The sequence below is a fragment of the Streptomyces thermospinosisporus genome (assembly GCF_039526425.1).
In the GTDB taxonomy this organism is placed as follows: domain Bacteria; phylum Actinomycetota; class Actinomycetes; order Streptomycetales; family Streptomycetaceae; genus Streptomyces; species Streptomyces thermocarboxydovorans.
The window spans coordinates 1-21,210 of sequence record NZ_BAAAIZ010000013.1; the positions used below are offsets into that span (position 1 = coordinate 1).

20 protein-coding genes, 1 pseudogene and 1 riboswitch are annotated in these 21,210 nt (G+C 70.3%); of the genes and pseudogenes, 15 read left to right on the forward strand and 6 right to left on the reverse strand.

All coding sequences use genetic code 11. The features are described 5' to 3' along the window. Together ABD207_RS06340 and ABD207_RS06345 are read right to left on the reverse strand one after the other, a co-directional pair. Positions 1-310, reverse strand: a pseudogene (locus tag ABD207_RS06340) (hypothetical protein); the annotation flags it as partial. Between the two features lie 151 nt (positions 311-461). After that, positions 462-671, reverse strand: a complete 210-nt coding sequence (locus ABD207_RS06345; RefSeq protein WP_344010709.1) for a hypothetical protein — start codon at positions 669-671, stop codon at positions 462-464. Between the two features lie 128 nt (positions 672-799). Between ABD207_RS06345 and ABD207_RS06350 the strand changes: the two genes are divergently transcribed. Continuing rightward, positions 800-1,774 (forward strand): carbohydrate kinase family protein, encoded by a 975-nt coding sequence (locus ABD207_RS06350; RefSeq protein WP_344010711.1) that lies wholly within the window; start codon positions 800-802, stop codon positions 1,772-1,774. Positions 1,775-1,794: 20 nt separating this feature from the next. On the opposite strand, the gene ABD207_RS06355 is transcribed toward ABD207_RS06350, so the two are convergent. Further along, on the reverse strand, positions 1,795-3,174 hold the full coding sequence (locus tag ABD207_RS06355) for a cysteine desulfurase/sulfurtransferase TusA family protein (protein ID WP_344010712.1): 1,380 nt from the start codon (positions 3,172-3,174) through the stop codon (positions 1,795-1,797). 283 nt (positions 3,175-3,457) lie between these two features. Here ABD207_RS06355 and ctaC point away from each other — a divergent pair, with 283 nt between their 5' ends. The 4 genes from ctaC to ABD207_RS06375 all read left to right on the forward strand — a co-directional run bounded on the left by ctaC (position 3,458) and on the right by ABD207_RS06375 (position 7,929). Next, on the forward strand, positions 3,458-4,417 hold the full coding sequence (gene ctaC, locus ABD207_RS06360) for an aa3-type cytochrome oxidase subunit II (protein WP_344010714.1): 960 nt from the start codon (positions 3,458-3,460) through the stop codon (positions 4,415-4,417). After that, positions 4,414-6,150 carry an aa3-type cytochrome oxidase subunit I gene (ctaD, locus tag ABD207_RS06365; RefSeq protein ID WP_344010716.1) on the forward strand — a complete coding sequence of 579 codons (1,737 nt, stop codon included), beginning with the start codon at positions 4,414-4,416 and terminating at the stop codon, positions 6,148-6,150. The genes ctaC and ctaD overlap by 4 nt, the downstream gene beginning before the upstream one ends. Continuing rightward, on the forward strand, positions 6,147-6,545 hold the full coding sequence (locus tag ABD207_RS06370) for a cytochrome c oxidase subunit 4 (protein WP_344010718.1): 399 nt from the start codon (positions 6,147-6,149) through the stop codon (positions 6,543-6,545). The genes ctaD and ABD207_RS06370 overlap by 4 nt, the downstream gene beginning before the upstream one ends. A gap of 130 nt (positions 6,546-6,675) precedes the next feature. Then, positions 6,676-7,929 carry a L,D-transpeptidase gene (locus ABD207_RS06375; protein WP_344010719.1) on the forward strand — a complete coding sequence of 418 codons (1,254 nt, stop codon included), beginning with the start codon at positions 6,676-6,678 and terminating at the stop codon, positions 7,927-7,929. 145 nt (positions 7,930-8,074) lie between these two features. On the opposite strand, the gene ABD207_RS06380 is transcribed toward ABD207_RS06375, so the two are convergent. Further along, positions 8,075-8,476 (reverse strand): DNA-binding transcriptional response regulator, encoded by a 402-nt coding sequence (locus tag ABD207_RS06380; RefSeq protein ID WP_344010721.1) that lies wholly within the window; start codon positions 8,474-8,476, stop codon positions 8,075-8,077. Positions 8,477-8,629: 153 nt separating this feature from the next. Here ABD207_RS06380 and ctaE point away from each other — a divergent pair, with 153 nt between their 5' ends. From ctaE to ABD207_RS06410, 6 genes are all read left to right on the forward strand, one after another. Then, positions 8,630-9,241: an aa3-type cytochrome oxidase subunit III gene (gene ctaE, locus ABD207_RS06385; protein WP_344010722.1), complete on the forward strand. Its 612-nt coding sequence runs from the start codon at positions 8,630-8,632 to the stop codon at positions 9,239-9,241. A gap of 82 nt (positions 9,242-9,323) precedes the next feature. Beyond that, entirely contained in the window at positions 9,324-10,136 is an 813-nt protein-coding gene (gene qcrC, locus ABD207_RS06390) for a cytochrome bc1 complex diheme cytochrome c subunit (RefSeq protein WP_344010723.1), read from the forward strand. Further along, a complete protein-coding gene (gene qcrA / locus ABD207_RS06395) occupies positions 10,133-11,191 on the forward strand; it encodes a cytochrome bc1 complex Rieske iron-sulfur subunit (RefSeq protein WP_344010724.1) in 1,059 nt (352 codons plus the stop codon). The genes qcrC and qcrA overlap by 4 nt, the downstream gene beginning before the upstream one ends. Continuing rightward, positions 11,188-12,825 (forward strand): cytochrome bc1 complex cytochrome b subunit, encoded by a 1,638-nt coding sequence (gene qcrB / locus ABD207_RS06400; protein ID WP_344010725.1) that lies wholly within the window; start codon positions 11,188-11,190, stop codon positions 12,823-12,825. Before qcrA ends, qcrB begins: the two co-directional genes overlap by 4 nt. A gap of 127 nt (positions 12,826-12,952) precedes the next feature. Next, positions 12,953-14,017: an anthranilate phosphoribosyltransferase gene (trpD, locus tag ABD207_RS06405; protein ID WP_344010726.1), complete on the forward strand. Its 1,065-nt coding sequence runs from the start codon at positions 12,953-12,955 to the stop codon at positions 14,015-14,017. A 74-nt stretch (positions 14,018-14,091) separates the two neighbouring features. After that, a riboswitch (SAM riboswitch) is annotated at positions 14,092-14,209 on the forward strand. A gap of 177 nt (positions 14,210-14,386) precedes the next feature. Next, positions 14,387-15,754, forward strand: coding sequence for an aminotransferase class V-fold PLP-dependent enzyme (locus ABD207_RS06410; protein WP_344010727.1), 1,368 nt, complete (start codon positions 14,387-14,389; stop codon positions 15,752-15,754). A 25-nt stretch (positions 15,755-15,779) separates the two neighbouring features. Here the strand turns inward: ABD207_RS06410 and ABD207_RS06415 are convergent, their stop codons facing one another. Beyond that, positions 15,780-16,061 carry an Lrp/AsnC family transcriptional regulator gene (locus ABD207_RS06415; protein WP_344001129.1) on the reverse strand — a complete coding sequence of 94 codons (282 nt, stop codon included), beginning with the start codon at positions 16,059-16,061 and terminating at the stop codon, positions 15,780-15,782. After that, positions 16,058-16,798 (reverse strand): rhomboid family intramembrane serine protease, encoded by a 741-nt coding sequence (locus ABD207_RS06420; protein ID WP_344010728.1) that lies wholly within the window; start codon positions 16,796-16,798, stop codon positions 16,058-16,060. The genes ABD207_RS06415 and ABD207_RS06420 overlap by 4 nt, the downstream gene beginning before the upstream one ends. A 166-nt stretch (positions 16,799-16,964) precedes the next feature. Here ABD207_RS06420 and ABD207_RS06425 point away from each other — a divergent pair, with 166 nt between their 5' ends. The 4 genes from ABD207_RS06425 to ABD207_RS06440 all read left to right on the forward strand — a co-directional run bounded on the left by ABD207_RS06425 (position 16,965) and on the right by ABD207_RS06440 (position 21,181). Further along, on the forward strand, positions 16,965-17,204 hold the full coding sequence (locus ABD207_RS06425) for a hypothetical protein (protein ID WP_344010729.1): 240 nt from the start codon (positions 16,965-16,967) through the stop codon (positions 17,202-17,204). A 65-nt stretch (positions 17,205-17,269) separates the two neighbouring features. Then, positions 17,270-18,613 (forward strand): NYN domain-containing protein, encoded by a 1,344-nt coding sequence (locus tag ABD207_RS06430; RefSeq protein WP_344010731.1) that lies wholly within the window; start codon positions 17,270-17,272, stop codon positions 18,611-18,613. 276 nt (positions 18,614-18,889) lie between these two features. After that, positions 18,890-19,930 (forward strand): C40 family peptidase, encoded by a 1,041-nt coding sequence (locus ABD207_RS06435; RefSeq protein ID WP_344010733.1) that lies wholly within the window; start codon positions 18,890-18,892, stop codon positions 19,928-19,930. A gap of 234 nt (positions 19,931-20,164) precedes the next feature. Next, complete coding sequence (locus ABD207_RS06440; RefSeq protein ID WP_344010734.1) at positions 20,165-21,181, forward strand: C40 family peptidase; 1,017 nt, start codon at positions 20,165-20,167, stop codon at positions 21,179-21,181. The last annotated feature ends 29 nt before the right edge of the window (positions 21,182-21,210 follow it).

The window sequence follows — 21,210 nt, forward strand, 5'->3', positions numbered from 1 at the left end:
CGTTCTGCTCCGGCGTCCCGGCACCTGCGGCTTCTTGCTCGGGCGCCCCTGTCTCGGTGGCGTCCTGCTCCGGCGTCCCGGCATCCGCGGCCTCCCGCTCGGGCGCGGCGGCGCCCTCCGCCGCCCCTGCCTCGGAGGAGGCCGGGTCCGCTCCGGCCGGGGACTCACCGGCGTCGCGCTCGCCGCCGCCGGTGACCGCCCCTGCCTCGGGGGAAACCGTCTCCTCACTGCCCGGAGCTTCCCCGGTGCCGCGCACGCTGCCGTCGGCCTTCGCCTCGGCGTCGTCGTTGTCGGGTCGCTCGGTGTTCACCGCATCGCTCCTTCGGCTGCACAGCTGTCCCGGTAGACCCATGCCCGGTCGTACCCGGACTGCTGGTGGGTCGTATCCCGCATCCCCATTTCGGGGGACGGCGATGGGACGCAGCGGGGGAGCGCGCGGTTCCCCTGAAGGAACGGATCCGTCAGTCGCCGTAGTCCGGCATCGCGTCCACCAGCCGCGCCGACGACGAGGGCACCCGCACGCCGTGGATCAGGGACGGCGGGACCGGCCGGGACGCGGCCCGCTCCGGAGCCGCCCAGTGGGGAACCATGCGGGCACAGTCACCCTGGAGCGACGCCAGGTCGCCGTCGAGGTAGGCCGGGTCGGGAGCGTGGACTTCGAGGTTCGTCATGTCCGCACCGTATGCACGCCGAAGGTCACGAAGAAAGATCTACTATCGGGTAGTTTCGGCGCTTCAGCGCGCCGTCGCCACCCGGTAGCGTGAAGTGTCAAACCGCCTCCCTCAGGAGAGACCACGCCGTGCGCATCGCAGTCACCGGCTCCATCGCCACCGATCACCTCATGACCTTCCCCGGGCGCTTCGCCGACCAGCTCGTCGCGGACCAGCTCCACACGGTCTCGCTGTCGTTCCTGGTCGACAACCTCGACGTGCGCCGGGGCGGCGTGGGGGCGAACATCGCCTTCGGGATGGGCCAGCTCGGCACCCGCCCGATCCTCGTCGGCGCGGCCGGCTTCGACTTCGAGGACTACCGGGCCTGGCTGGAGAGGCACGGCGTCGACACCGACTCCGTCCGCATCTCCGACACGCTGCACACCGCCCGCTTCGTGTGCACCACCGACGCCGACCACAACCAGATCGGCTCCTTCTACACGGGCGCCATGAGCGAGGCCCGGCTGATCGAGCTGAAGACGGTCGCCGACCGGGTGGGCGGCCTCGACCTGGTCTCCATCGGCGCCGACGACCCGGAGGCGATGCTGCGGCACACCGAGGAGTGCCGCGCGCGGGGCATCCCGTTCGCCGCGGACTTCTCCCAGCAGATCGCCCGGATGAACGGGGAGGAGATCCGGATACTGCTGGACGGGGCGACCTACCTCTTCTCCAACGAGTACGAGAAGGGGCTCATCGAGGCCAAGACCGGCTGGAGCGACGCGGAGATCCTGCGGCGGGTGGGCCACCGGGTCACCACGCTCGGCGCTCAGGGCGTGCGGATCGAGAAGGCCGGCGAGGAGCCGGTCGAGGTCGGCTGCCCGGAGGAGGAGCGCAAGGCCGACCCGACGGGCGTCGGCGACGCCTTCCGGGCCGGCTTCCTGTCCGGGCTGGCGTGGGGCGTCTCGCTGGAGCGCGCCGCCCAGGTGGGCTGCATGCTCGCCACCCTCGTCATCGAGACCGTCGGCACCCAGGAGTACCAGCTGCGGCGCGGCCACTTCATGGAGCGCTTCACCAAGGCCTACGGGGACGAGGCGGCCGAGGAGGTCCGCAAGCACCTGCGGTAGCCCCCGGCCCCGCACGCGCCTCAGCCGACCCGGCGGACCAGGTACGCCGTGCCCTGCTCCGCCGGTTCCTCCCCCACGTACTCCTGCCCGCGCATCTCGCACCAGGCCGGGATGTCCAGGCGGGCCGCCTCGTCGTCGGCGAGCACCCGGACCAGGCCGCCCACCGGCACCCGGTCGATCACCCTGGCCAGTTCGATGACGGGGATCGGGCAGCGCCGGCCGAGGGCGTCCACCACCAGGGCGTCCTCCTGCACGGCCGCCGCGGCCGGCGCCGGCGCCCCCAGCTTCTCCCGCACCTCGCCCACCACCCCGGGCAGCACGGACAGGAACCGCTCCACGTCCTCCTCCGCCGTGCCCGGCGGCAGCGACACGCGGACGTTGCCCTCGCTCAGGACGCCCATCGCCTTCAGCACATGGCTCGGCATCAGCGTGCTGCTGGTGCAGGACGAACCGGACGAGACGGAGAAACCGGCCCGGTCCAGCTCGTGCAGCACGGTCTCGCCGTCGACATAGAGACACGAGAAGGTGACGATGCCGGGCAGCCGCCGCTCCGGATCGCCGACCACCTCCACGTCCGGCACCAGCCGCGGCACCCGCTCCCGGATCCGGTCCGTCAGTTCCCGCAGCCGCGCCGCCTCCTCGGCCGCCTCCGCCCGCACCGCCCGCAGCGCCGCCACCGCGGCCACGATCGCCGGGATGTTCTCGAAACCGGGCGCCCGTCCCGACTCCCGCTCGTCCACCGGGCCCTGGGGCGCGAAGCGGACGCCCTTGCGCACCACCAGCAGCCCGACCCCGGCCGGGCCGCCCCACTTGTGGGCGCTGGCGGTCAGCAGCGACCAGTCGCCCGGCACCGGGCCCCAGCCCAGCGACTGCGCCGCGTCCACCAGCAGCGGCACCCCGGCGGCCCGGCACACCTCGGCCACCTCGGCCACCGGCTGGACGGTCCCCACCTCGTGATTGGCCGACTGCAGACACGCCAGCGCGGTGTCCGGCCGCAGCGCCTCGGCGTACCCGGACGGAGCAACGGCGCCCTGCCGGTCCACCGGCACCTCGGTGACCGACCCTCCGCCGGCCCGGTGAACTTCCCCCGCGTGGAGCACCGAAGAGTGTTCGACCGCGGACACGACCAGGTGATCCCCGACCCGCCGCCGGCCCGCCAGCGCCCCCGCGATCCCCGAGTGCACCGCCACGGTCCCGGACGGGGTGAACACCACCTCGTCCGCCCGGCACCCCACGGCCTCGGCCGCGGCCTCGCGCGCGGCGTCCAGCAGCATCCGGGCCCGGCGCCCCTCCCGGTACAACCGCGCGGGATCGGCCCACCCTTCGTCCAGCGACGCCACCAACGCCTGCCGGGCGACGGGATGCAGAGGAAGACCGGAAGCGGCGTCGAAGTAGGCCATACGCCAACGTTAGAACCCCGCTAGCTGCACCAACCCCAAGGGGCGCGGGGCAGTGTCGAAATGCGGCTTCGCCGCGGGGCGCGACCAGCCCCGACGCACCCGCAGCCGCCAAACCAGCGAACCACCCGAGCTACTAGGCACCCCTCCCCGCGAACCCCCGGAGGGCGTCGGCTAGGGTTTGGTCCGCATAAACATCCAAACCCCTGCCCGTCGCAGGGCGGCGACCGACCAGCGAGAAGGCCGCAGCCACCACGCGCGGGCGAGACTCTCGGGAAGGCGCTACGTGAGTCCCAACGGCTCCGACCGCTCGCCGCGGCGCCCGATGCGGCGGAAGCTGCTGCAGGCACTGACCGCGGGCCTGGTCCTGGCGACCGCCACCGGTTGCACATGGGAGGACTTCCCCCGCCTTGGTATGCCCACCCCGACCACGGAAGAGGCTCCGCGGATCCTCTCCCTGTGGCAGGGATCCTGGGCTGCCGCGCTCGCCGTCGGCGTGCTGGTGTGGGGCCTGATCCTGTGGAGTGCTTTCTTCCACCGGCGCAGCCGCACCAAGGTCGAAGTTCCTCCGCAGACCCGGTACAACATGCCCATCGAGGCGCTGTACACGGTCGTTCCGCTCCTCGTCGTCTCGGTGCTGTTCTACTTCACGGCCCGTGACGAGTCCGAGCTGCTGAAGCTCGAGAAGAAGCCCGACGTCACGGTCAACGTGGTCGGCTTCCAGTGGAGCTGGTGCTTCAACTACGTCGAGAAGGTCGAGGGCTCCTCCGGCGACGCCAGGAAGTCCCCCGAGCTCGACGCGATCCCGAACCGCTACAAGGACGCCTTCCCGGCCAACGCCGGCGGCGTCTACGACTGCGGTACCCCCGGCACCCGCAACGCGCAGACCGGCAACCCGGGCCCCACCCTGTGGCTGCCCGAGGGCAAGCGGGTCCGCTTCGTCCTGACCTCTCGTGACGTCATCCACTCCTTCTGGGTGGTGCCGTTCCTGATGAAGCAGGACGTCATCCCGGGCCACACCAACGCCTTCGAGGTGACCCCCAACAAGGAGGGCACCTTCCTGGGCAAGTGCGCCGAGCTGTGCGGAGTGGACCACTCCCGGATGCTGTTCAACGTCAAGGTCGTCTCCCCTGAGCGCTACGAGCAGCACCTGAAGGACCTCGTGAAGAAGGGGCAGACCGGTTACGTGCCCGCGGGCATCCCGCAGTCGGGCCACGAGAAGAACCGGGAGTCGAACATCCTGTGAGCATCCTCAACGAACCCCAGGGTGCCGCGGCAGCAGGGTCCCACTACGAGGACGAGCTGCCGGTCCGGCGCCAGAACCGTGGCAGCGTCGTGGTCAAGTGGCTGACGACCACCGACCACAAGACCATCGGCACGCTGTACCTGGTGACGTCGTTCGCGTTCTTCCTGATCGGCGGCGTGATGGCGCTCTTCATGCGCGCCGAGCTGGCCCGTCCGGGCACGCAGATCATGTCGAACGAGCAGTTCAACCAGGCCTTCACCATGCACGGCACGGTGATGCTGCTGATGTTCGCGACGCCGCTGTTCGCCGGCTTCGCGAACTGGATCATGCCGCTGCAGATCGGCGCGCCCGACGTGGCCTTCCCGCGGCTGAACATGTTCGCCTACTGGCTGTACTCGTTCGGCTCGCTGATCGCGCTCGGTGGTTTCCTCACGCCGGCCGGCGCCGCCGACTTCGGCTGGTTCGCCTACTCCCCGCTGTCGGACGCGGTCCGCTCGCCGGGCATCGGCGCCGACATGTGGATCATGGGTCTGGCCCTGTCCGGCTTCGGCACCATCCTCGGCTCGGTCAACTTCATCACCACGATCATCTGCATGCGCGCCCCGGGCATGACGATGTTCCGCATGCCGATCTTCACCTGGAACGTGCTGCTGACCGGTGTGCTGGTCCTGCTGGCCTTCCCGGTGCTGGCCGCCGCGCTCTTCGCGCTGGAGGCGGACCGCAAGTTCGGCTCGCACATCTTCGACTCGGCCAACGGCGGAGCGCTGCTGTGGCAGCACCTCTTCTGGTTCTTCGGCCACCCCGAGGTGTACATCATCGCGCTGCCGTTCTTCGGCATCATCAGTGAGGTCGTCCCGGTCTTCTCCCGCAAGCCGATGTTCGGCTACATGGGTCTGATCGGCGCGACCATCGCGATCGCGGGCCTGTCCGTGACGGTGTGGGCCCACCACATGTACGTCACCGGCGGTGTGCTGCTGCCGTTCTTCTCCTTCATGACCTTCCTGATCGCGGTCCCGACCGGTGTGAAGTTCTTCAACTGGATCGGCACCATGTGGAAGGGCTCGCTCTCCTTCGAGACGCCGATGCTGTGGGCGGCCGGCTTCCTCATCACCTTCACCTTCGGTGGTCTGACCGGCGTGATCCTGGCCTCGCCGCCGCTGGACTTCCACGTCTCCGACTCGTACTTCGTGGTGGCGCACTTCCACTACGTGGTGTTCGGCACCGTGGTGTTCGCGATGTTCTCGGGCTTCCACTTCTGGTGGCCCAAGTTCACCGGCAAGATGCTCGACGAGCGTCTCGGCAAGATCACCTTCTGGACGCTGTTCATCGGCTTCCACGGCACCTTCCTGGTCCAGCACTGGCTGGGTGCCGAGGGCATGCCGCGCCGGTACGCGGACTACCTCGCGGCCGACGGCTTCACCGCGCTGAACACCGTCTCCACGATCTCGTCCTTCCTGCTCGGCCTGTCGATCCTGCCGTTCCTCTACAACGTCTGGAAGACGGCCAAGTACGGCAAGCCGGTCGGTGTGGACGACCCGTGGGGCTACGGCCGCTCCCTGGAGTGGGCGACCTCCTGCCCGCCGCCGCGGCACAACTTCCTCACCCTGCCGCGCATCCGCAGCGAATCCCCGGCGTTCGACCTGCACCACCCTGAGATCGCCGCGCTCGACGAGCTCGAGAACATCGGTCACGGCGAGAAGGCCGTCGCTGGCAGCAAGGAGGCCGGCAAGTGAAGATCCAGGGCAAGATGTTCATGTGGCTGAGCGTCTTCCTCCTCATCATGGCCGTGGTCTACGGCGTGTGGTCGAAGGAGCCGGCCGGTACCACCGCCCTCTTCCTGGCCTTCGGCCTGGCGATCATGATCGGCTTCTACCTCGGCTTCACGGCCAGGCGGGTCGACGTGGGCGCGCAGGACAACAAGGAGGCGGACGTCGCCGACGACGCCGGCGAGCTCGGGTTCTTCAGCCCGCACAGCTGGCAGCCGCTCTTCCTGGGCCTCGGCGGTTCCTTCGCGTTCCTGTCCGTCGCCATCGGCTGGTGGCTGATGTACTTCGCGGCACCGCTGATCCTGGCCAGCATCTGGGGCTGGGTCTTCGAGTACTACCGCGGTGAGAACCGCACCCAGTAGCGGGACCACTCGGGCAGGGGCCCGGACGCTCCGTCAGGAGGGTCCGGGCCCCTGCCTTTGGGCACAATCCCCGTCACTCGTTCGAGTCTCTCAGCGCGCCACGGTTGACGGGCCTTCCTAGCGTGAGGCCATGAGACACCACCCGCGCACCCGTACCGTCGTCGGCTGCACGCTGCTGGTGATCGCCCTCGGCGCGGGCGTCACCGGCTGCAGCTCGGACGGCAACCCGCTGTCCGCCGAGCCGTACGACGCGGCGGACCAGATCTCGTTCAGCGGCCCCGCCGGCGACAAGAAGACCGTCGACCCGGACAAGCCTCTGGAGGTCGTCGCCGAGGACGACGACGGCCGCATCACGGACGTCACCGCCCGCGACGCCACAGGCCGCTATGTCGCGGGTGAACTCGCCGCCGACGGCAGCCGGTGGCACAGCACATCACCGCTGGCCGCCAGCGCCCAGTACACGGTCCGGGTGAGCACCGAGAACGAGGACGGGGCGCCCGGCCGCAAGGTGATCACCTTCACCACGGGCAAGCCCTCCACCACCAAGCGCCTGGGCGTCACCTTCGGCCCCAAGGCGGGCACCTACGGCGTCGGCCAGCCCATCACCGTCGAGCTGAGCGCACCGGTCAAGGACCGCGCCCAGCGGGCGGTGGTGGAGCGCGGGCTGAAGGTCACCTCCACGCCCGCGGTGACCGGCAGCTGGTACTGGGTGGACGACAAGAAGCTCCACTTCCGCCCCAAGGACTACTGGCCGGCCCGCACCACCGTCCAGGTGCGCAGCAACCTGGAGGGCATCAAGATCAACGACCGGCTCCGCGGCGGGAAGGCCAAGCCGCTCACCATCACCACGGGCGACCAGGTCATAGCCGTGACCGACGCAGCCGCCCACCGGCTGACGGTGTACAAGAACGGCGAGGAGGTCAAGGCGATCCCCGTCACGACCGGCAAGCCGGGCTTCGAGACCCGCAACGGCGTCAAGGTGGTCCTCGGCAAGGAACGCTTCGTACGTATGCGCAGCACCACCGTGGGCATAGCCGAGGGCTCGTCGGAGTCCTACGACCTCGATGTGCAGTTCGCCACCCGCGTCACCTGGAGCGGCGAGTACGTCCACGCCGCCCCCTGGTCGGTCGGCTCCCAGGGCTACGCCAACGTCAGCCACGGCTGCGTCGGCATGAGCACCGCCAACGCCGAGTGGTTCTTCGACAACGTCCGCGAGGGCGACCTGGTGAAGGTCGTGAACTCCGACGGCGACACGATGGAGCCGTTCGGCAACGGCTTCGGCGACTGGAACGTCCCGTGGGAGAAGTGGCAGCAGGGCAGCGCGCTCACGGCCGGCCCCGCGGCACCCCAGGAGGCGGCACGGCTGCGCCCGGCGGCTGCCTGAGACGCCCCACGGAGGGCACGGGAGCCGCGCACCGGACACGGACCGCGCACCGGACACGGGACCGCGCGCCGGACACGGCGGCCCGCAGGCCCGCAGCCCCGCAAGGCCGCCGGACGGGACGCCCCGGCCCCCGAGGAGGCTCGAGCTAGGCGCTCTGCAGGCGCCGGGAGCGCAGCAGGGAGGCCAGCGCCGAGGCGAACTCCGCCGGGTCCACCGGCAGGGTCACCGCGGCCTCAGCCCGGCTCCAGGTGGCCAGCCAGGCGTCCTGGGGCCGCCCGATGAGCAGCAGCACCGGGGGAGCCTGGAAGATCTCGTCCTTGATCTGTCGGCACAGCCCCATGCCGCCCATCGGCACGGCCTCGCCGTCAAGCACGCAGACGTCGATCCCGCCCTTGTCCAGCTCGCGGATCACCGCGGCCGGGGTCGCGCACTCCACGAACTCCACCACAGGGACGTCCGGAGCCGGCCGTCGGCCGGTGGCCAACCGCACCTGTTCCCGCGTGTTCGCGTCGTCGCTGTACACCAGCACCGTGGCGGTCGGCTGCATGCTTCCTCCGTGACGTCAGCGTCGTAAGGACAAGCCCGTTGGGCCGGATGCTACTCCCTTGAACACCACGTCAACACCGGTGCGGCGGGTCGAGACACTCCGAACGGCACCCCCCGGAGTGAGGGCGGGATAAGCGACCGACATAATGTCGGCGTGGCGACAGCAACGACAGTAGATACCGGGCACGCGCACCCGTCGGTCAACCGGCCGAACCTCACCAGCGTCGGAACCATCATCTGGCTGAGTTCCGAGCTGATGTTCTTCGCGGCCCTCTTCGCGATGTACTTCACCCTGCGATCGGTGACCGGACCCGACTTCTGGTCGGAGAAGGCCGACGCGCTGAACTTCCCGTTCTCGGCGACGAACACCACGATCCTGGTGCTCTCCTCGCTCACCTGCCAGCTCGGCGTCTTCGCCGCCGAGCGCGGTGACGTGAAGAAGCTCCGGGGCTGGTTCATCGTCACCTTCATCATGGGCGCGATCTTCATCGGCGGCCAGGTCTTCGAGTACACCGAGCTGGTCAAGCACGAGGGCCTGTCGCTCTCGTCCGACCCGTACGGCTCGGTGTTCTACCTGACCACCGGCTTCCACGGCCTGCACGTGACGGGCGGTCTGATCGCCTTCCTGCTGGTCCTGGGACGCACCTACGCGGCCCGGAGGTTCACCCACGAGCAGGCGACCGCGGCCATCGTCGTGTCCTACTACTGGCACTTCGTCGACGTCGTCTGGATCGGCCTCTTCGCCACGATCTACATGATCAAGTAGCCGGGTCCGCAATCGCGCGCGCTTGAAGAAGCGCACCAAGCCAGAAGCATCGACGCAGAAGATCCTGACACCGGGGTAATCCGTGAAAAAGCTCTCCGCACGACGACGCCACCCGGCGGCGGCGCTCGTCGTCCTACTCCTCGCGCTGGCATGCACCGGGGGGCTGTACGCCGTGTTCGCGCCCGCGGACAAGGCGCAGGCCGACGAAACCGCCCAGTCCCTGACCATCGAGGAGGGGAAGAAGCTCTACGCGGTCGGCTGCGCCAGCTGCCACGGCACCGGCGGTCAGGGCACCTCCGACGGGCCGAGCCTGGTGGGCGTGGGCGCCGCGGCCGTGGACTTCCAGGTGGGCACCGGCCGCATGCCGGCCGCCACCTCGCAGGGCGCGCAGGTCCCGCGCAAGAAGCCGGTCTACACCCAGGCCGAGATCGACGCGCTGGCGGCGTACGTCGCCTCCCTCGGCGCCGGCCCGGCCATCCCGGCCGAGTCGCAGTACAGCCCCGAGGGTGCCGACATCGCCAAGGGCGGCGAACTGTTCCGCAACAACTGCGCGCAGTGCCACAACTTCACCGGCAAGGGCGGCGCCCTGACCCACGGCAAGTACGCGCCGAATCTCGAGGACGTCGACCCGAAACACATCTACGAGGCCATGCTCACCGGCCCGCAGAACATGCCTTCCTTCCCCGACAGCACCCTGTCGGAGCAGAACAAGAAGGACATCATCGCGTACCTGGACGAGGTCAACAGCCAGGACACCGAGAACCCCGGCGGCCTTGAGCTGGGCGGGCTCGGCCCGGTCAGCGAGGGTCTGTTCGGCTGGATCTTCGGTCTCGGCGGTCTGATCGCCGTCGCTGTGTGGGTCGCCGCTCGGACCGCAAAGGCCAGGAAGTCATGAGTAGCCAAGACATTCCAGAAGAGAACCTGCCCGCAGCGCAGGACGACGCCCACGGCGCGGTGCGTGTGGCGGACGAGAAGAACCCGTTCGCCGACCCGGGGCTGCCGCCTCACGAGCACCGGAGGCAGGACATCGACGAGCGGGCCGCCAAGCGGTCCGAGCGCACGGTCGCCCTGCTGTTCACGGTCTCGATGCTGGCCACCATCGGCTTCATCGCCGCGTTCGTGGCGATCCCGGTCGACGAGATCGTCTACATCTTCCCGTTCGGTCACGTCAGCGCGCTGAACTTCGCGCTCGGTGTGACGCTCGGCCTGTCGCTGTTCACCATCGGCGCGGGTGCGGTCCACTGGGCCCGCACGCTGATGTCCGACGAGGAGCTGACCGACGAGCGGCACGCGATCGAGGCCGAGCCCCAGGTCCGTGCCAAGGTCATGGACGACTTCCGCCAGGGCGCGAAGGAGTCCCAGCTCGGCCGGCGCAAGCTCATCCGCAACACCATGTTCGGTGCGCTGGCCCTGGTGCCGCTGTCCGGCGTCGTGCTGATGCGCGAACTGGGCCCGCTGCCCGAGGACAAGCTGCGCCACACCCTGTGGTCCAAGGGCAAGCTGATCATCAACATGAACACCGGGGAGCCGATGCGCCCCTCGGACATCGTGACCGGCTCCCTCACCTTCGCCAAGCCGGAGGGCCTGGAGGAGCACGACCACGACTTTCAGAACGAGATCGCCAAGGCCGCCCTGATGCTCGTCCGCATCCAGCCGGAGGACATCAAGGACAAGCGCACGCTGGAGTGGGGACACGAGGGCATCCTCGCGTACTCGAAGATCTGCACCCACGTCGGTTGCCCGATCTCCCTGTACGAGCAGCAGACGCACCACGTGCTCTGCCCCTGCCACCAGTCCACCTTCGACCTCTCCGACGGCGCCAAGGTGATCTTCGGTCCCGCCGGTCACGCTCTCCCGCAGCTGCGGATCGGCGTGAACGACGAGGGCTACCTCGAAGCGCTCAGTGACTTCGAAGAGCCCGTCGGTCCTGCATTCTGGGAGCGCGGATGAGCACCAACACCAGCACACAGCCCCGCTCTCGCGGGAAGGCGCCGGCCGGCGAGCGCGTCGCCGACTGGGCCGACGGCCGGCTGGGGATCTACTCCCTGGCCAAGGCCAACATGCGCAAGATCTTCCCGGACCACTGGTCCTTCATGCTGGGCGAGATCTGCCTGTACAGCTTCCTGATCATCATCCTCACGGGTGTGTATCTGACGCTGTTCTTCCACCCGTCGATGAACGAGGTGGAGTACCACGGCAGCTACGTCCCGATGCAGGGCCAGCTGATGTCGGAGGCGTACGCCTCCACGCTGAGGATCAGCTTCGACGTGCGGGGCGGTCTGCTCATCCGGCAGATCCACCACTGGGCCGCGGTCGTCTTCCTCGCCGGCATGTTCGTGCACATGATGCGCGTCTTCTTCACCGGCGCGTTCCGCAAGCCGCGTGAGATCAACTGGCTGTTCGGCTTCCTGCTGTTCGTGCTCGGCATGTTCACCGGCTTCACCGGCTACTCGCTGCCGGACGACCTGCTCTCCGGCACCGGTGTCCGCTTCACCCAGGGCGCGATCCTCTCCGTGCCGATCGTCGGCACGTACCTGTCGATGTTCCTGTTCGGCGGGGAGTTCCCCGGCACCGACTTCGTCGCGCGGTTCTACTCGATCCACATCCTGCTGCTGCCGGGCATCATGCTCGGTCTGGTGGTCGGCCACCTGATCCTGGTCTTCTACCACAAGCACACGCAGTTCGCGGGTCCCGGACGGAACAACAAGAACGTCGTCGGCATGCCGCTGCTGCCGGTGTACATGGCCAAGGCGGGAGGCTTCTTCTTCCTGGTCTTCGGCTTCATCGCGCTGCTCGCCGGCATCGCCTCGATCAACCCGATCTGGAACCTGGGCCCGTACCGCCCGGACATGGTCTCCACCGGAGCCCAGCCCGACTGGTACATGGGCTTCGCCGAGGGTCTGGTCCGTGCCATGCCCGGCTGGGAGATCAACTTCTGGGGCCACACCCTGGTCCTGGGCGTGTTCGTCCCGCTGGTGCTGTTCGGCCTCTTCCTCGGGGTCATCGCCCTGTACCCGTTCATCGAGTCCTGGATCACCGGGGACAAGCGCGAGCACCACATCCTGGACCGCCCGCGCAACGCCCCGACCCGTACGGCCTTCGGTGTCGCCTGGGTCACCGGCTACATGATCATGCTGATCGGTGGCGGCAACGACATCATCGCCACGCACTTCAACCTCTCGATCAACGCGGTCACCTGGTTCGTCCGGATCGGGTTCTTCGCCGGCCCGGTCATCGCGTTCATCGTCACCAAGCGGATCTGCCTCGGCCTGCAGCGCCGGGACCGGGACAAGGTGCTGCACGGCCGCGAGTCGGGCATCATCAAGCGCCTGCCGCACGGTGAGTTCATCGAGGTGCACGAGCCGCTCAGCCAGGAGGCCCTGTACACGCTCACCGCGCACGAGCAGTACAAGCCGCTGGAGATCGGCCCGACCGTCGACGAGCACGGCGTCGAGCGCAAGGTGAAGGGCACCGAGAAGCTGCGCGCCAAGCTCAGCAAGGCGTACTACGGCGAGGAGTCCCAGATTCCGAAGCCGACCGTCGAGGAGTACAACGAGATCACGAGCGGCCACGGCCACCACTGATCACTGCACTCGCCACGCCACCTGAAGGGCCCCGTCCGGTCTGCGGACGGGGCCCTTCGGCATGCCCCGGGCTGGATAGGGTGGTGCCCGAGACCTATCCGTGTTTCTAGGACCATCAGGAGCGGCTATGAGCGCTGTGACCCCCGCTGGAGGCGACACCGCGGCGGGCCGCTCCTGGCCAGTCCTGCTGAACGGGCTGCTGGACGGCCGGGACCTCACCGCGGACGACACCGCCTGGGCGATGGACCTGATCATGCGGGGCGAGGCCACCGATGCGCAGATCGCCGGGTTCGTGGTGTCGCTGCGCGCCAAGGGGGAGACGGTCGAGGAGATCACCGGCTGCGTCCGGGCCCTGTACGAGCACGCCAATGTCATCGAGGTGCCCGGGGAGACCGTCGACATCGTCGGCACCGGCGGCGACGGCGCCCGCACCGTCAACATCTCCACGATGTCCTCGATCGTGGTCGCCGGCACCGGCGCCAAGGTGGTCAAGCACGGCAACCGGGCCGCCTCCTCGGCCTCCGGCGCCTCCGACGTCCTGGAGAAGCTCGGCGTCAATCTGGAGCTGACCCCGCGGCGGGTGGCCGAGGTCGCCGAGGAGGCCGGGATCACCTTCTGCTTCGCGGTGAAGTTCCACCCCGCGCTGCGCCATGTGGCCGCCGCCCGTTCGCAGCTGGGCATCCGCACGGTGTTCAACTTCCTCGGGCCGCTGGCCAACCCCGCCCGGGTCAAGTGCCAGGCGGTCGGCGTCGCCGACCCCCGGATGGCGCCCATCATGGCGGGCGTGTTCGCCGAGCGCGGCAACTCCTCGCTGGTGTTCCGCGGCGACGACGGGCTGGACGAGCTGACCACCACCGCCACCTCCCGGGTGTGGGTGGTCCGCGACGGCACGGTCACCGAGGAGACCTTCGACCCGCGGGACGTCGGCATCGAGCTGGTGCCCGTCGAGGCGCTGCGCGGCGCCGACGCCTCCTACAACGCGGAGGTCGCCCGGCGGGTGCTGGACGGCGAGCGGGGCCCGGTGCGCGACGCGGTGCTGCTGAACTCGGCGGCGGCGCTGGTCGCGCTGCGGCCGGGCAGCGGCTCGCTCACCGAGCAGATCCGGGCCGGGATGGAGCAGGCCGCCGAGTCGATCGACTCCGGCGCCGCCCGGCGCGTACTGGAACGCTGGGTGGCCGTCAGCAACGCCTGACGCCCCACGGACGATGTCCCGCGATCCGGACACGGGTTGCGGGACATCGCTGTGATCGCCTACGTTCCTGTCCAGGTCATGAGTGACAGTCATCAGGCCCCGGCCGACTGTCCGGCAACCCTCCGTCCGTGGCGGGGTGCCCCGGGTGAAGACCAGGCCGTACGGCAGCAAGGCCTACGGCAAGCGCGGACCCCTCGCGACACCAGGGGTCCTGGTCCATCGAGGGAGTCTTCCGTGAGCAAGCGAATGCGCTAGGGCCGTTTCTCCGGCCCGCCTCCGCACACTCTTCTTACTCCTTTCGCCTTTCGCCTTTCGCCTTTCGGCCGGTGCCGCGTTCCCCGGTGCCTCTGCCTTCACGGGAGTTCCCCCATGTCTGTCGTCACCCCTGCCGCCGACGTGTCCGTTTGTGCCCCGCTGCCCGTTCTGGGGCGGGATGTCACCGTCCCGCTCGTCACCGGCGGCGAGGTCACCTACGCCGCGCTCGACTACGCCGCCAGCGCCCCCGCCCTCCAGCGCGTCTGGGACGACGTCGCCGCCTACGCCCCCTACTACGGCAGCGTGCACCGCGGCGCCGGATACCTCTCCCAGCTCTCCACCGACCTGTTCGAGAACTCCCGCCGGACCGTCGCCGAGTTCCTCGACTGCCGCGCGGACGACCAGGTCGTCTTCACCCGGTCCACTACCGACTCGCTCAACCTGCTGGCCTCCGCGCTCCCCACCGGCTGCCAGGTCTTCGTCTTCGAGACCGAGCACCATGCCTCCCTGCTGCCCTGGCGCGACGCGCACGTCACCTACCTCGACGCGCCGGACAGCCCCCGGCGAGCCGTGGAGACCCTGGAGCGGGCGCTGTCCGGCCGCGACCCGCACGGCCCGGCCCTGGTCTGCGTCACCGGCGCCTCCAACGTCACCGGCGAGCTGTGGCCGGTACGGGAACTGGCCGCCGCCGCCCACGCGCACGGCGTCCGGATCGTGCTGGACGCGGCCCAGCTCGCCCCGCACCACCCGGTGAGCGTCCGCGACCTGGACGTCGACTGGGTCGCCTTCTCCGGGCACAAGCTGTACGCCCCCTTCGGCTCCGGTGTCCTCGCCGGGCGGTCCGACTGGCTGCGCGCGGCCGAGCCGTACCTGGCGGGGGGCGGCGCCAGCCGCAAGGTCGGCCGGCGCGCGGACGGGGGAGTGGACGTCGAGTGGCACGAGGGCGCCGCCCGGCACGAGGCCAGCTCGCCCAACGTCATCGGCGCCTACGCCATCGCCTCCGCCTGCAAGGCGCTCACCGAGGCCGGCTTCGACACGCTGGTGGCGCGGGAGCAGTACCTGATCCGCCGGGTGCGCGAGGGACTGGCCGACGTGCCCGAGGTGCGCTTCCTGTCGCTGTTCGGCGAGGACGCCCCGCGCGTCGGCGTGCTGTCCTTCGTCGTCGACGGCTGGAACAGCTCCCACTTCGCCGCCGCGCTGTCCGCCGAGTACGGCATCGGCGTGCGGGACGGCCTGTTCTGCGCCCACCCGCTGGTGCGGACCCTGCTCGGCGCCGAGGCCCAGGCCCAGGGCGAGTGCGGCGCGCCCGAGGCAGCGCCGGGGGAGAAGTCCCTCAACGCCGTCCGGGTCAGCTTCGGCGCGGGCACCCCCGACGAGCACGTCGACCGCTTCGTGGCCGCGGTCAGGGAACTGGTCCGCGACGGCGCCCGCTGGACCTACCGCACGGTGGACGGCCGCTGCGTGCCGGACACCTCCGCCTGAGCGTCCGGCGCAGGTGGGCGGAGCGCTAGTTGTCCAGCCCGATGGCGAACGCGGCCTCGAGGTCGTGCTGCGAGTACGTGCGGAAGGCGACGTGCGTGTCGGTCGCCTCCACCCCCGGGATCTTGCTGATGCGGCCCGGGATGACCTCCGCCAGGTCCTCGTGCTCCTTCACGCGCACCATGGCGATCAGGTCGTAGGTGCCGGTCACGGAGAAGACCTCGCTGACGTTCTCCAGCGCGGCGATCTGCTCCGCGATCTCGGGGATCCGGTCCACGCTGGTCTTGATGAGGACGATCGCGGTGATCACGGCTGGTTCTCTCCCTCGGAGGCCGGTGCAGGGGCGGCCTTCACTCTAGTCGTACGGCCGAAGCGGACCCAGGCGAAGAGGAAGCCCAGGCCGAAGCCCACCAGATGGGCCAGATAGGCCACCCCCGGACCGTCCGGGGCCTGCTGCCGTGCCGCCGCCCACTGCAGCGCCGCCCAGAACGGCAGGACCACCCAGGCGGGCAGCCGCACCGGCAGGAAGAAGGCGAACGGCAGCAGACTGGTGACCCGGGCGCGCGGGAACAGGAAGAGGAACGCGCCGAGGACCGCCGAGATCGCCCCGGAGGCGCCCACCAGGGGCTGCTCCGACCGCGCGTTGGCCGCCGCGTACCCCAGCAGCGCGAGGCAGCCGCAGCCGAGGCAGAAGAAGGTGAACTGCACGCGGCCCATCCGCGCCTCGGTCATCACCCCGAAGACGTGGAGGAAGAGCATGTTGCCGAGCAGGTGCACCCAGCTCGCGTGCACGAACAGGGCGGTGGCCGGGGTGAGCACCGCCGCCGGGGACCCCTCGAACAGGTCTGCGGGGATCACGCCCCAGCGCCGGAACCAGGCCCGCTGCGCCGCGAGCAGCTCGTCCCCGGCGCCGTACAGCGGATTGAGGCCGCAGGCCGGTCCGAGCAGGAAGACCACGCAGCACAGGATGATCAGGGTGCGGGTCACCGGGGCCGGCGAGCTGAGGCCCGCCCCGTCGGCGGCCGGCGCGCTCCAGATGCGGATCATGGCTACAGAGCATGACGTAACCGGACGCAACCGCACAGAATGCCTCGCCGCCGTGGACGGGCGGGCGGCGGGGAGGCGCCAGGCCGTAGGGTTACGAGCCATGACGGACCGCGTGCGCGGGGCGTCGCCGACAATGGAAGCCCAGAAGGAAAAGAGCTAAGGCACGATGACGGTTCCCCTGCCGACCGCCACGACGCGGTGGCGCTGCACGCTCTGCGGCAATCTCACCCGCTTCGACGTGACCCGCTCGTCGAAGGCCGTGGAGTACGTCCACCTCGATCTGGCCGGAGAGCCCAAGGTCGAGGAGCGCGAGGTGCTCAGTGAGACGATCGAGTCGGTGCGGTGCCGCTGGTGCAACGCCGTGGACCAGGTGGAACTCGTGGACAGGCCGGGCGCCGGCTCCTGAGCGGAGCGGGCCCGCTGACGGTGACCCCGCTCGCGGGGTCACGCACAGGCATTGGGGTGTGACGGATGGTGGAGACCGGAGGCGGGGGGCCGCAGGACGGCACCGCTGAGGTGCTCGACCGTCCGCTGCCCGACGGGGTGCGCCGCCGCGTCGTGCAGATCGTCTCCGCCGGTTTCGGGCAGCTGACCGTCTCGGAGCTGCCCGCCCAGCTGCGGCAGTACGCGCGCTTCGCCCCGAACCGCAGAGCCAAGTTCGCGGGCAATGCCATGGCCGCCGCGCTGGAGACCGACCCGCTGTTCCGGCAGCGGATCGGGGAGAAGCTCAGAGAGGCCCAGCCGGAACTCGCCGGCGCCCTCGACTCCGGCTCCCCGCCCCCGGCCGCGGATCCGCTCGACGTGGCGGCCGCGGCCTATGTTCTGCGCCCGCCGGGCTGGGTGAAGCTGGTGGCCGCCGCCGGCGAGGAGGCCCAGCGGGCCGACGCCGAGCGCGCCGACGAGGAGATGCGGGCCGAGGTGGAGCGGCTGCGCGCCGAACTCGCCCGGGCCCGCGAGCACACCAAGTCGGAGACCGAGCGGCTGCGCGGCGAGCTGGAGACGGCCCGCAAGGAGGCCGAGTCGCTGCAGCGCAAGCTGCGCAGCGCGCTCAGCGACGTCAAGCGCGGCGAGGCGGCGCTGCGCAAGCTGCAGGGCGAGATGGAGGCCGTGCGCGCCGAGGGGCAGGCCCAGGTGTCCGCCGCCGAGAGCGAGACCCGGCGGCTCAAGGCCCGCCTCGGCGAGACGGAGGCCGCGCTGGAGGCGGCCCGCCGGGCGGCCCGGGAGGGCCGCAGCGTGGAGGACATGCGGGTGCGGCTGCTGCTCGACACCGTGCTGGACGCCGCCCAGGGACTGCGCCGCGAACTCGCCCTGCCGCCGGTGTCCGTGCGGCCCGCCGAGACCGTGGACGCCGTGGAGCCGGGCCGCATGACCCCGAAGGACATCGCCGCCCGCGCGCTCTCCGAGAACGACCCGGCCATCCTGGACCAGCTGCTCGCGCTGCCGCAGGCCCATCTGGTCGTCGACGGCTACAACGTCACCAAGACCGGCTATCCCCAGATGCCCCTGGAGAAGCAGCGCCTCAGGCTGCTGGGGCAGCTGGCCCAGCTCGCCGCGCAGACCGGCGCCGAGGTCACCTGCGTCTTCGACGGGGCCGAACTGGCCGCGCCGGTGCTGCTGGCGCCGCCGCGCGGGGTGCGGGTGCTGTTCTCCAAGCCCGGGGTCACCGCCGACGAGCTGATCCGCCAGCTGGTGCGCGCCGAACCGCCGGGCCGGCCCGTCATCGTCGTCTCCACCGACCGCGAGGTCGCCGACGGGGTCGCCCGCGCCGGCGCACGCCCGGTGGCATCGGCGGTGCTTCTCAAGCGGCTTTCCTGATACTCGGCCCGTACTCTCATCCCGCAGTCGGCAAGCGGCTTTCCTGATACTCGGATCACTTCCGTCCCCCGTGCAACGTAGCGTCCCTATGCCCGAATTGACGGAACCTTCACGCAACGTAGCGTCAACCCGGCATCACTGCAGGTGAGTTGAGGGTAAATAAACGCACTGTGGCGGAGATTTTGTGGCCGGGGATTTGAACTGATCACAAGAACATCATTAGGGTCTGCTCGAACCCGCGACCGCGCGATCACTCTCGAGAAGGAGCTCGTCTCCGTGGCGTCCCACCGTCGTCCCAAGCAGCCGAGCCGTGCACGTGTGACCGTGCTCACCACCGCTGCTGCTGCCGCTGTTGCCCTCAGCTCTCAGGCCGCCAACGCCGCTCCGAGCGAGAAGCCGAGCAAGGACGAGGTCAAGGCCAAGGTCGACAAGCTCTACGAACAGGCCGAGAAGGCCACCGAGAAGTACAACGGGGCCAAGGAGAAGCAGGAGAAGCTCCAGAAGGAGATCTCCACCATCCAGGACGACGTGGCCCGCGGTCAGCAGGAACTCAACGAACTGCGCGACGGCCTCGGTTCGATGGCCAGCGCCCAGTACCGCAGCGGCGGCATCGACCCCTCCGTCCAGCTGCTGCTCTCCTCCGACCCGGACGACTACCTCGACAAGGCGTCCACCCTCGACCAGCTCAGCGGACAGCAGGTCGAGGCGCTGAAGAAGATCCAGGAGAAGCAGCGCGAACTCGCCCAGCAGCGCTCCGAGGCGGCCGAGAAGCTCAAGGACCTCTCCTCCACCCGCACCGAGCTGGGCAAGAAGAAGAAGGAGGTCCAGAGCAAGCTCGCCGCCGCGCAGAAGCTGCTCAACAGCCTCACCGCCGAGGAGAAGGCACAGCTCGCCGAGGAGCAGAACCGCGCCAGCCGCGCCGCCGAGCGCGACGCCCTCAGCTCCAATGTCCCGCCCAGCTCCGGCCGCGCCGCCGCCGCCTTCGCCGCCGCGCAGAGCAAGCTCGGCAGCCCCTATGTCTACGGCGCCACCGGCCCGTCCTCCTTCGACTGCTCGGGCCTGACCTCCTGGGCGTACGCGCAGGCCGGCGTTCAGCTCCCGCGCACCTCCCAGGCCCAGACCGGCGCCGGCACCAAGATCTACTCGGTGGACCAGCTCAAGGTCGGCGACCTGGTCTTCTTCTTCAACGACCTGCACCACGTGGGTCTGTACGCGGGCAACGGCCAGATCATCCACGCCCCGCGCACCGGCACCGTGGTGCGTTACGAGTCGATGAACACCATCGGCGGCCCGTTCATGTTCGGCGTCCGCGTCTGACGGACCCTGCACCTGGTCTGACGGACCCCGCACCAGGTCCTGACGGACCCCCGCACCAGGTGCCTCCGTTCGGGGGAATCACCGCGCCGCCCGGCAAGCCTCCGCCCCGCCTGTGACCTGCGTCGCAGGCGGGGCGTCACCGTGTGTGGCGGCCGAGGTCGTTGGCCGGCCTGCGGGCTCGGGGCTACTGTCTGCCGCGTTTCCCGTCCGCGAGCGGAAGGAGTGCGGCTTCCCGTGGGGTCCCATCGCCGCCTTGCACCGTCCTCCGGTGTCGACCGGGGGGCCACCGTCGCCGTCGGTCTGCTCTCCGCGGCGGCCGCCGCCCTGGCCGCCGTACCGGCCGCGGCCGCACCCGCCGACGACACCCGCTCCGAGGTGGACCGACTCCACCGGCAGGCCGAGAAGGCGATCGAGGCGTACAACAAGGCCGACGAGCGGGCCGACCGGCTGCGCGGGCAGATCCGCACCGCCCAGGACGAGATCGCCCGGCAGCAGGAGCGGGTCAACACCCTGCGGGAGTCGCTGGGTTCGCTCGCCGGGGCCCAGTACCGCTCCGGCGGCCTCGACCCCTCCCTGGAGCTGCTGTTCTCCGACGACCCGGACGACTACCTCGACAAGGCGTCCGTGCTGGACCGGATCACCGGCCGCCAGGCCGGACAGCTCAGAACCCTGCACCAGGCGCTGCGCACCCTCGCCCAGGAGCGTTCCGCCGCGTCCGGGAAGCTGTCCGAGCTGGAGCGCAGCCGCAAGGCCGCCGCCGCGCACAAGCGGACCGTCGAGCGCAAGCTCGCGAAGGCGCGGCGGCTGCTCGACTCCCTTCCCGGCGCCGAGCGCGCCGCCTACGAACGCGCCACCCGCTCCGGCCGCGGCGACCTGCCCGGCCCCCTCGGCGCCGCCCCCGCCTCCTCGCGTGCGGCGGCCGCCGTCGCCGCCGCCCGCTCCGCCCTCGGCAGGCCCTACGCCTGGGGCGCCAACGGGCCCTCCGGGTTCGACTGCTCCGGGCTGACCCAGTGGGCGTACCGGCAGGCCGGGGTGTCCCTGCCGCGGACCTCGCAGGGCCAGCGGTACGCCGGCCGCCAGGTCCCGCTGTCCGAGGCGCGCCCCGGCGACCTGGTGATCTACCGCTCCGACGCCAGTCATGTCGGCATGTACATGGGCAACGGTCAGGTGATCCACGCCCCGTATCCCGGCGCGCCGGTGCGGTACGACCCGGTCGGCATGATGCCCGTCTCGTCGGTCACCAGGGTCTGACCACAGCGGGCGGGCGCCCGTACCCTCGG

Coding starts and splice junctions, on each gene's coding strand:
- ABD207_RS06345 (WP_344010709.1), bottom strand. CDS start 671: ATGACGAACCTCGAAGTCCACGCTCCCGACCCGGCCTACCTCGACGGC.
- ABD207_RS06355 (WP_344010712.1), bottom strand. CDS start 3,174: ATGGCCTACTTCGACGCCGCTTCCGGTCTTCCTCTGCATCCCGTCGCC.
- ABD207_RS06375 (WP_344010719.1), top strand. CDS start 6,676: ATGAGACACCACCCGCGCACCCGTACCGTCGTCGGCTGCACGCTGCTG.
- ABD207_RS06380 (WP_344010721.1), bottom strand. CDS start 8,476: ATGCAGCCGACCGCCACGGTGCTGGTGTACAGCGACGACGCGAACACG.
- qcrA (WP_344010724.1), top strand. CDS start 10,133: ATGAGTAGCCAAGACATTCCAGAAGAGAACCTGCCCGCAGCGCAGGAC.
- qcrB (WP_344010725.1), top strand. CDS start 11,188: ATGAGCACCAACACCAGCACACAGCCCCGCTCTCGCGGGAAGGCGCCG.
- trpD (WP_344010726.1), top strand. CDS start 12,953: ATGAGCGCTGTGACCCCCGCTGGAGGCGACACCGCGGCGGGCCGCTCC.
- ABD207_RS06410 (WP_344010727.1), top strand. CDS start 14,387: ATGTCTGTCGTCACCCCTGCCGCCGACGTGTCCGTTTGTGCCCCGCTG.
- ABD207_RS06420 (WP_344010728.1), bottom strand. CDS start 16,798: ATGATCCGCATCTGGAGCGCGCCGGCCGCCGACGGGGCGGGCCTCAGC.
- ABD207_RS06425 (WP_344010729.1), top strand. CDS start 16,965: ATGACGGTTCCCCTGCCGACCGCCACGACGCGGTGGCGCTGCACGCTC.
- ABD207_RS06430 (WP_344010731.1), top strand. CDS start 17,270: ATGGTGGAGACCGGAGGCGGGGGGCCGCAGGACGGCACCGCTGAGGTG.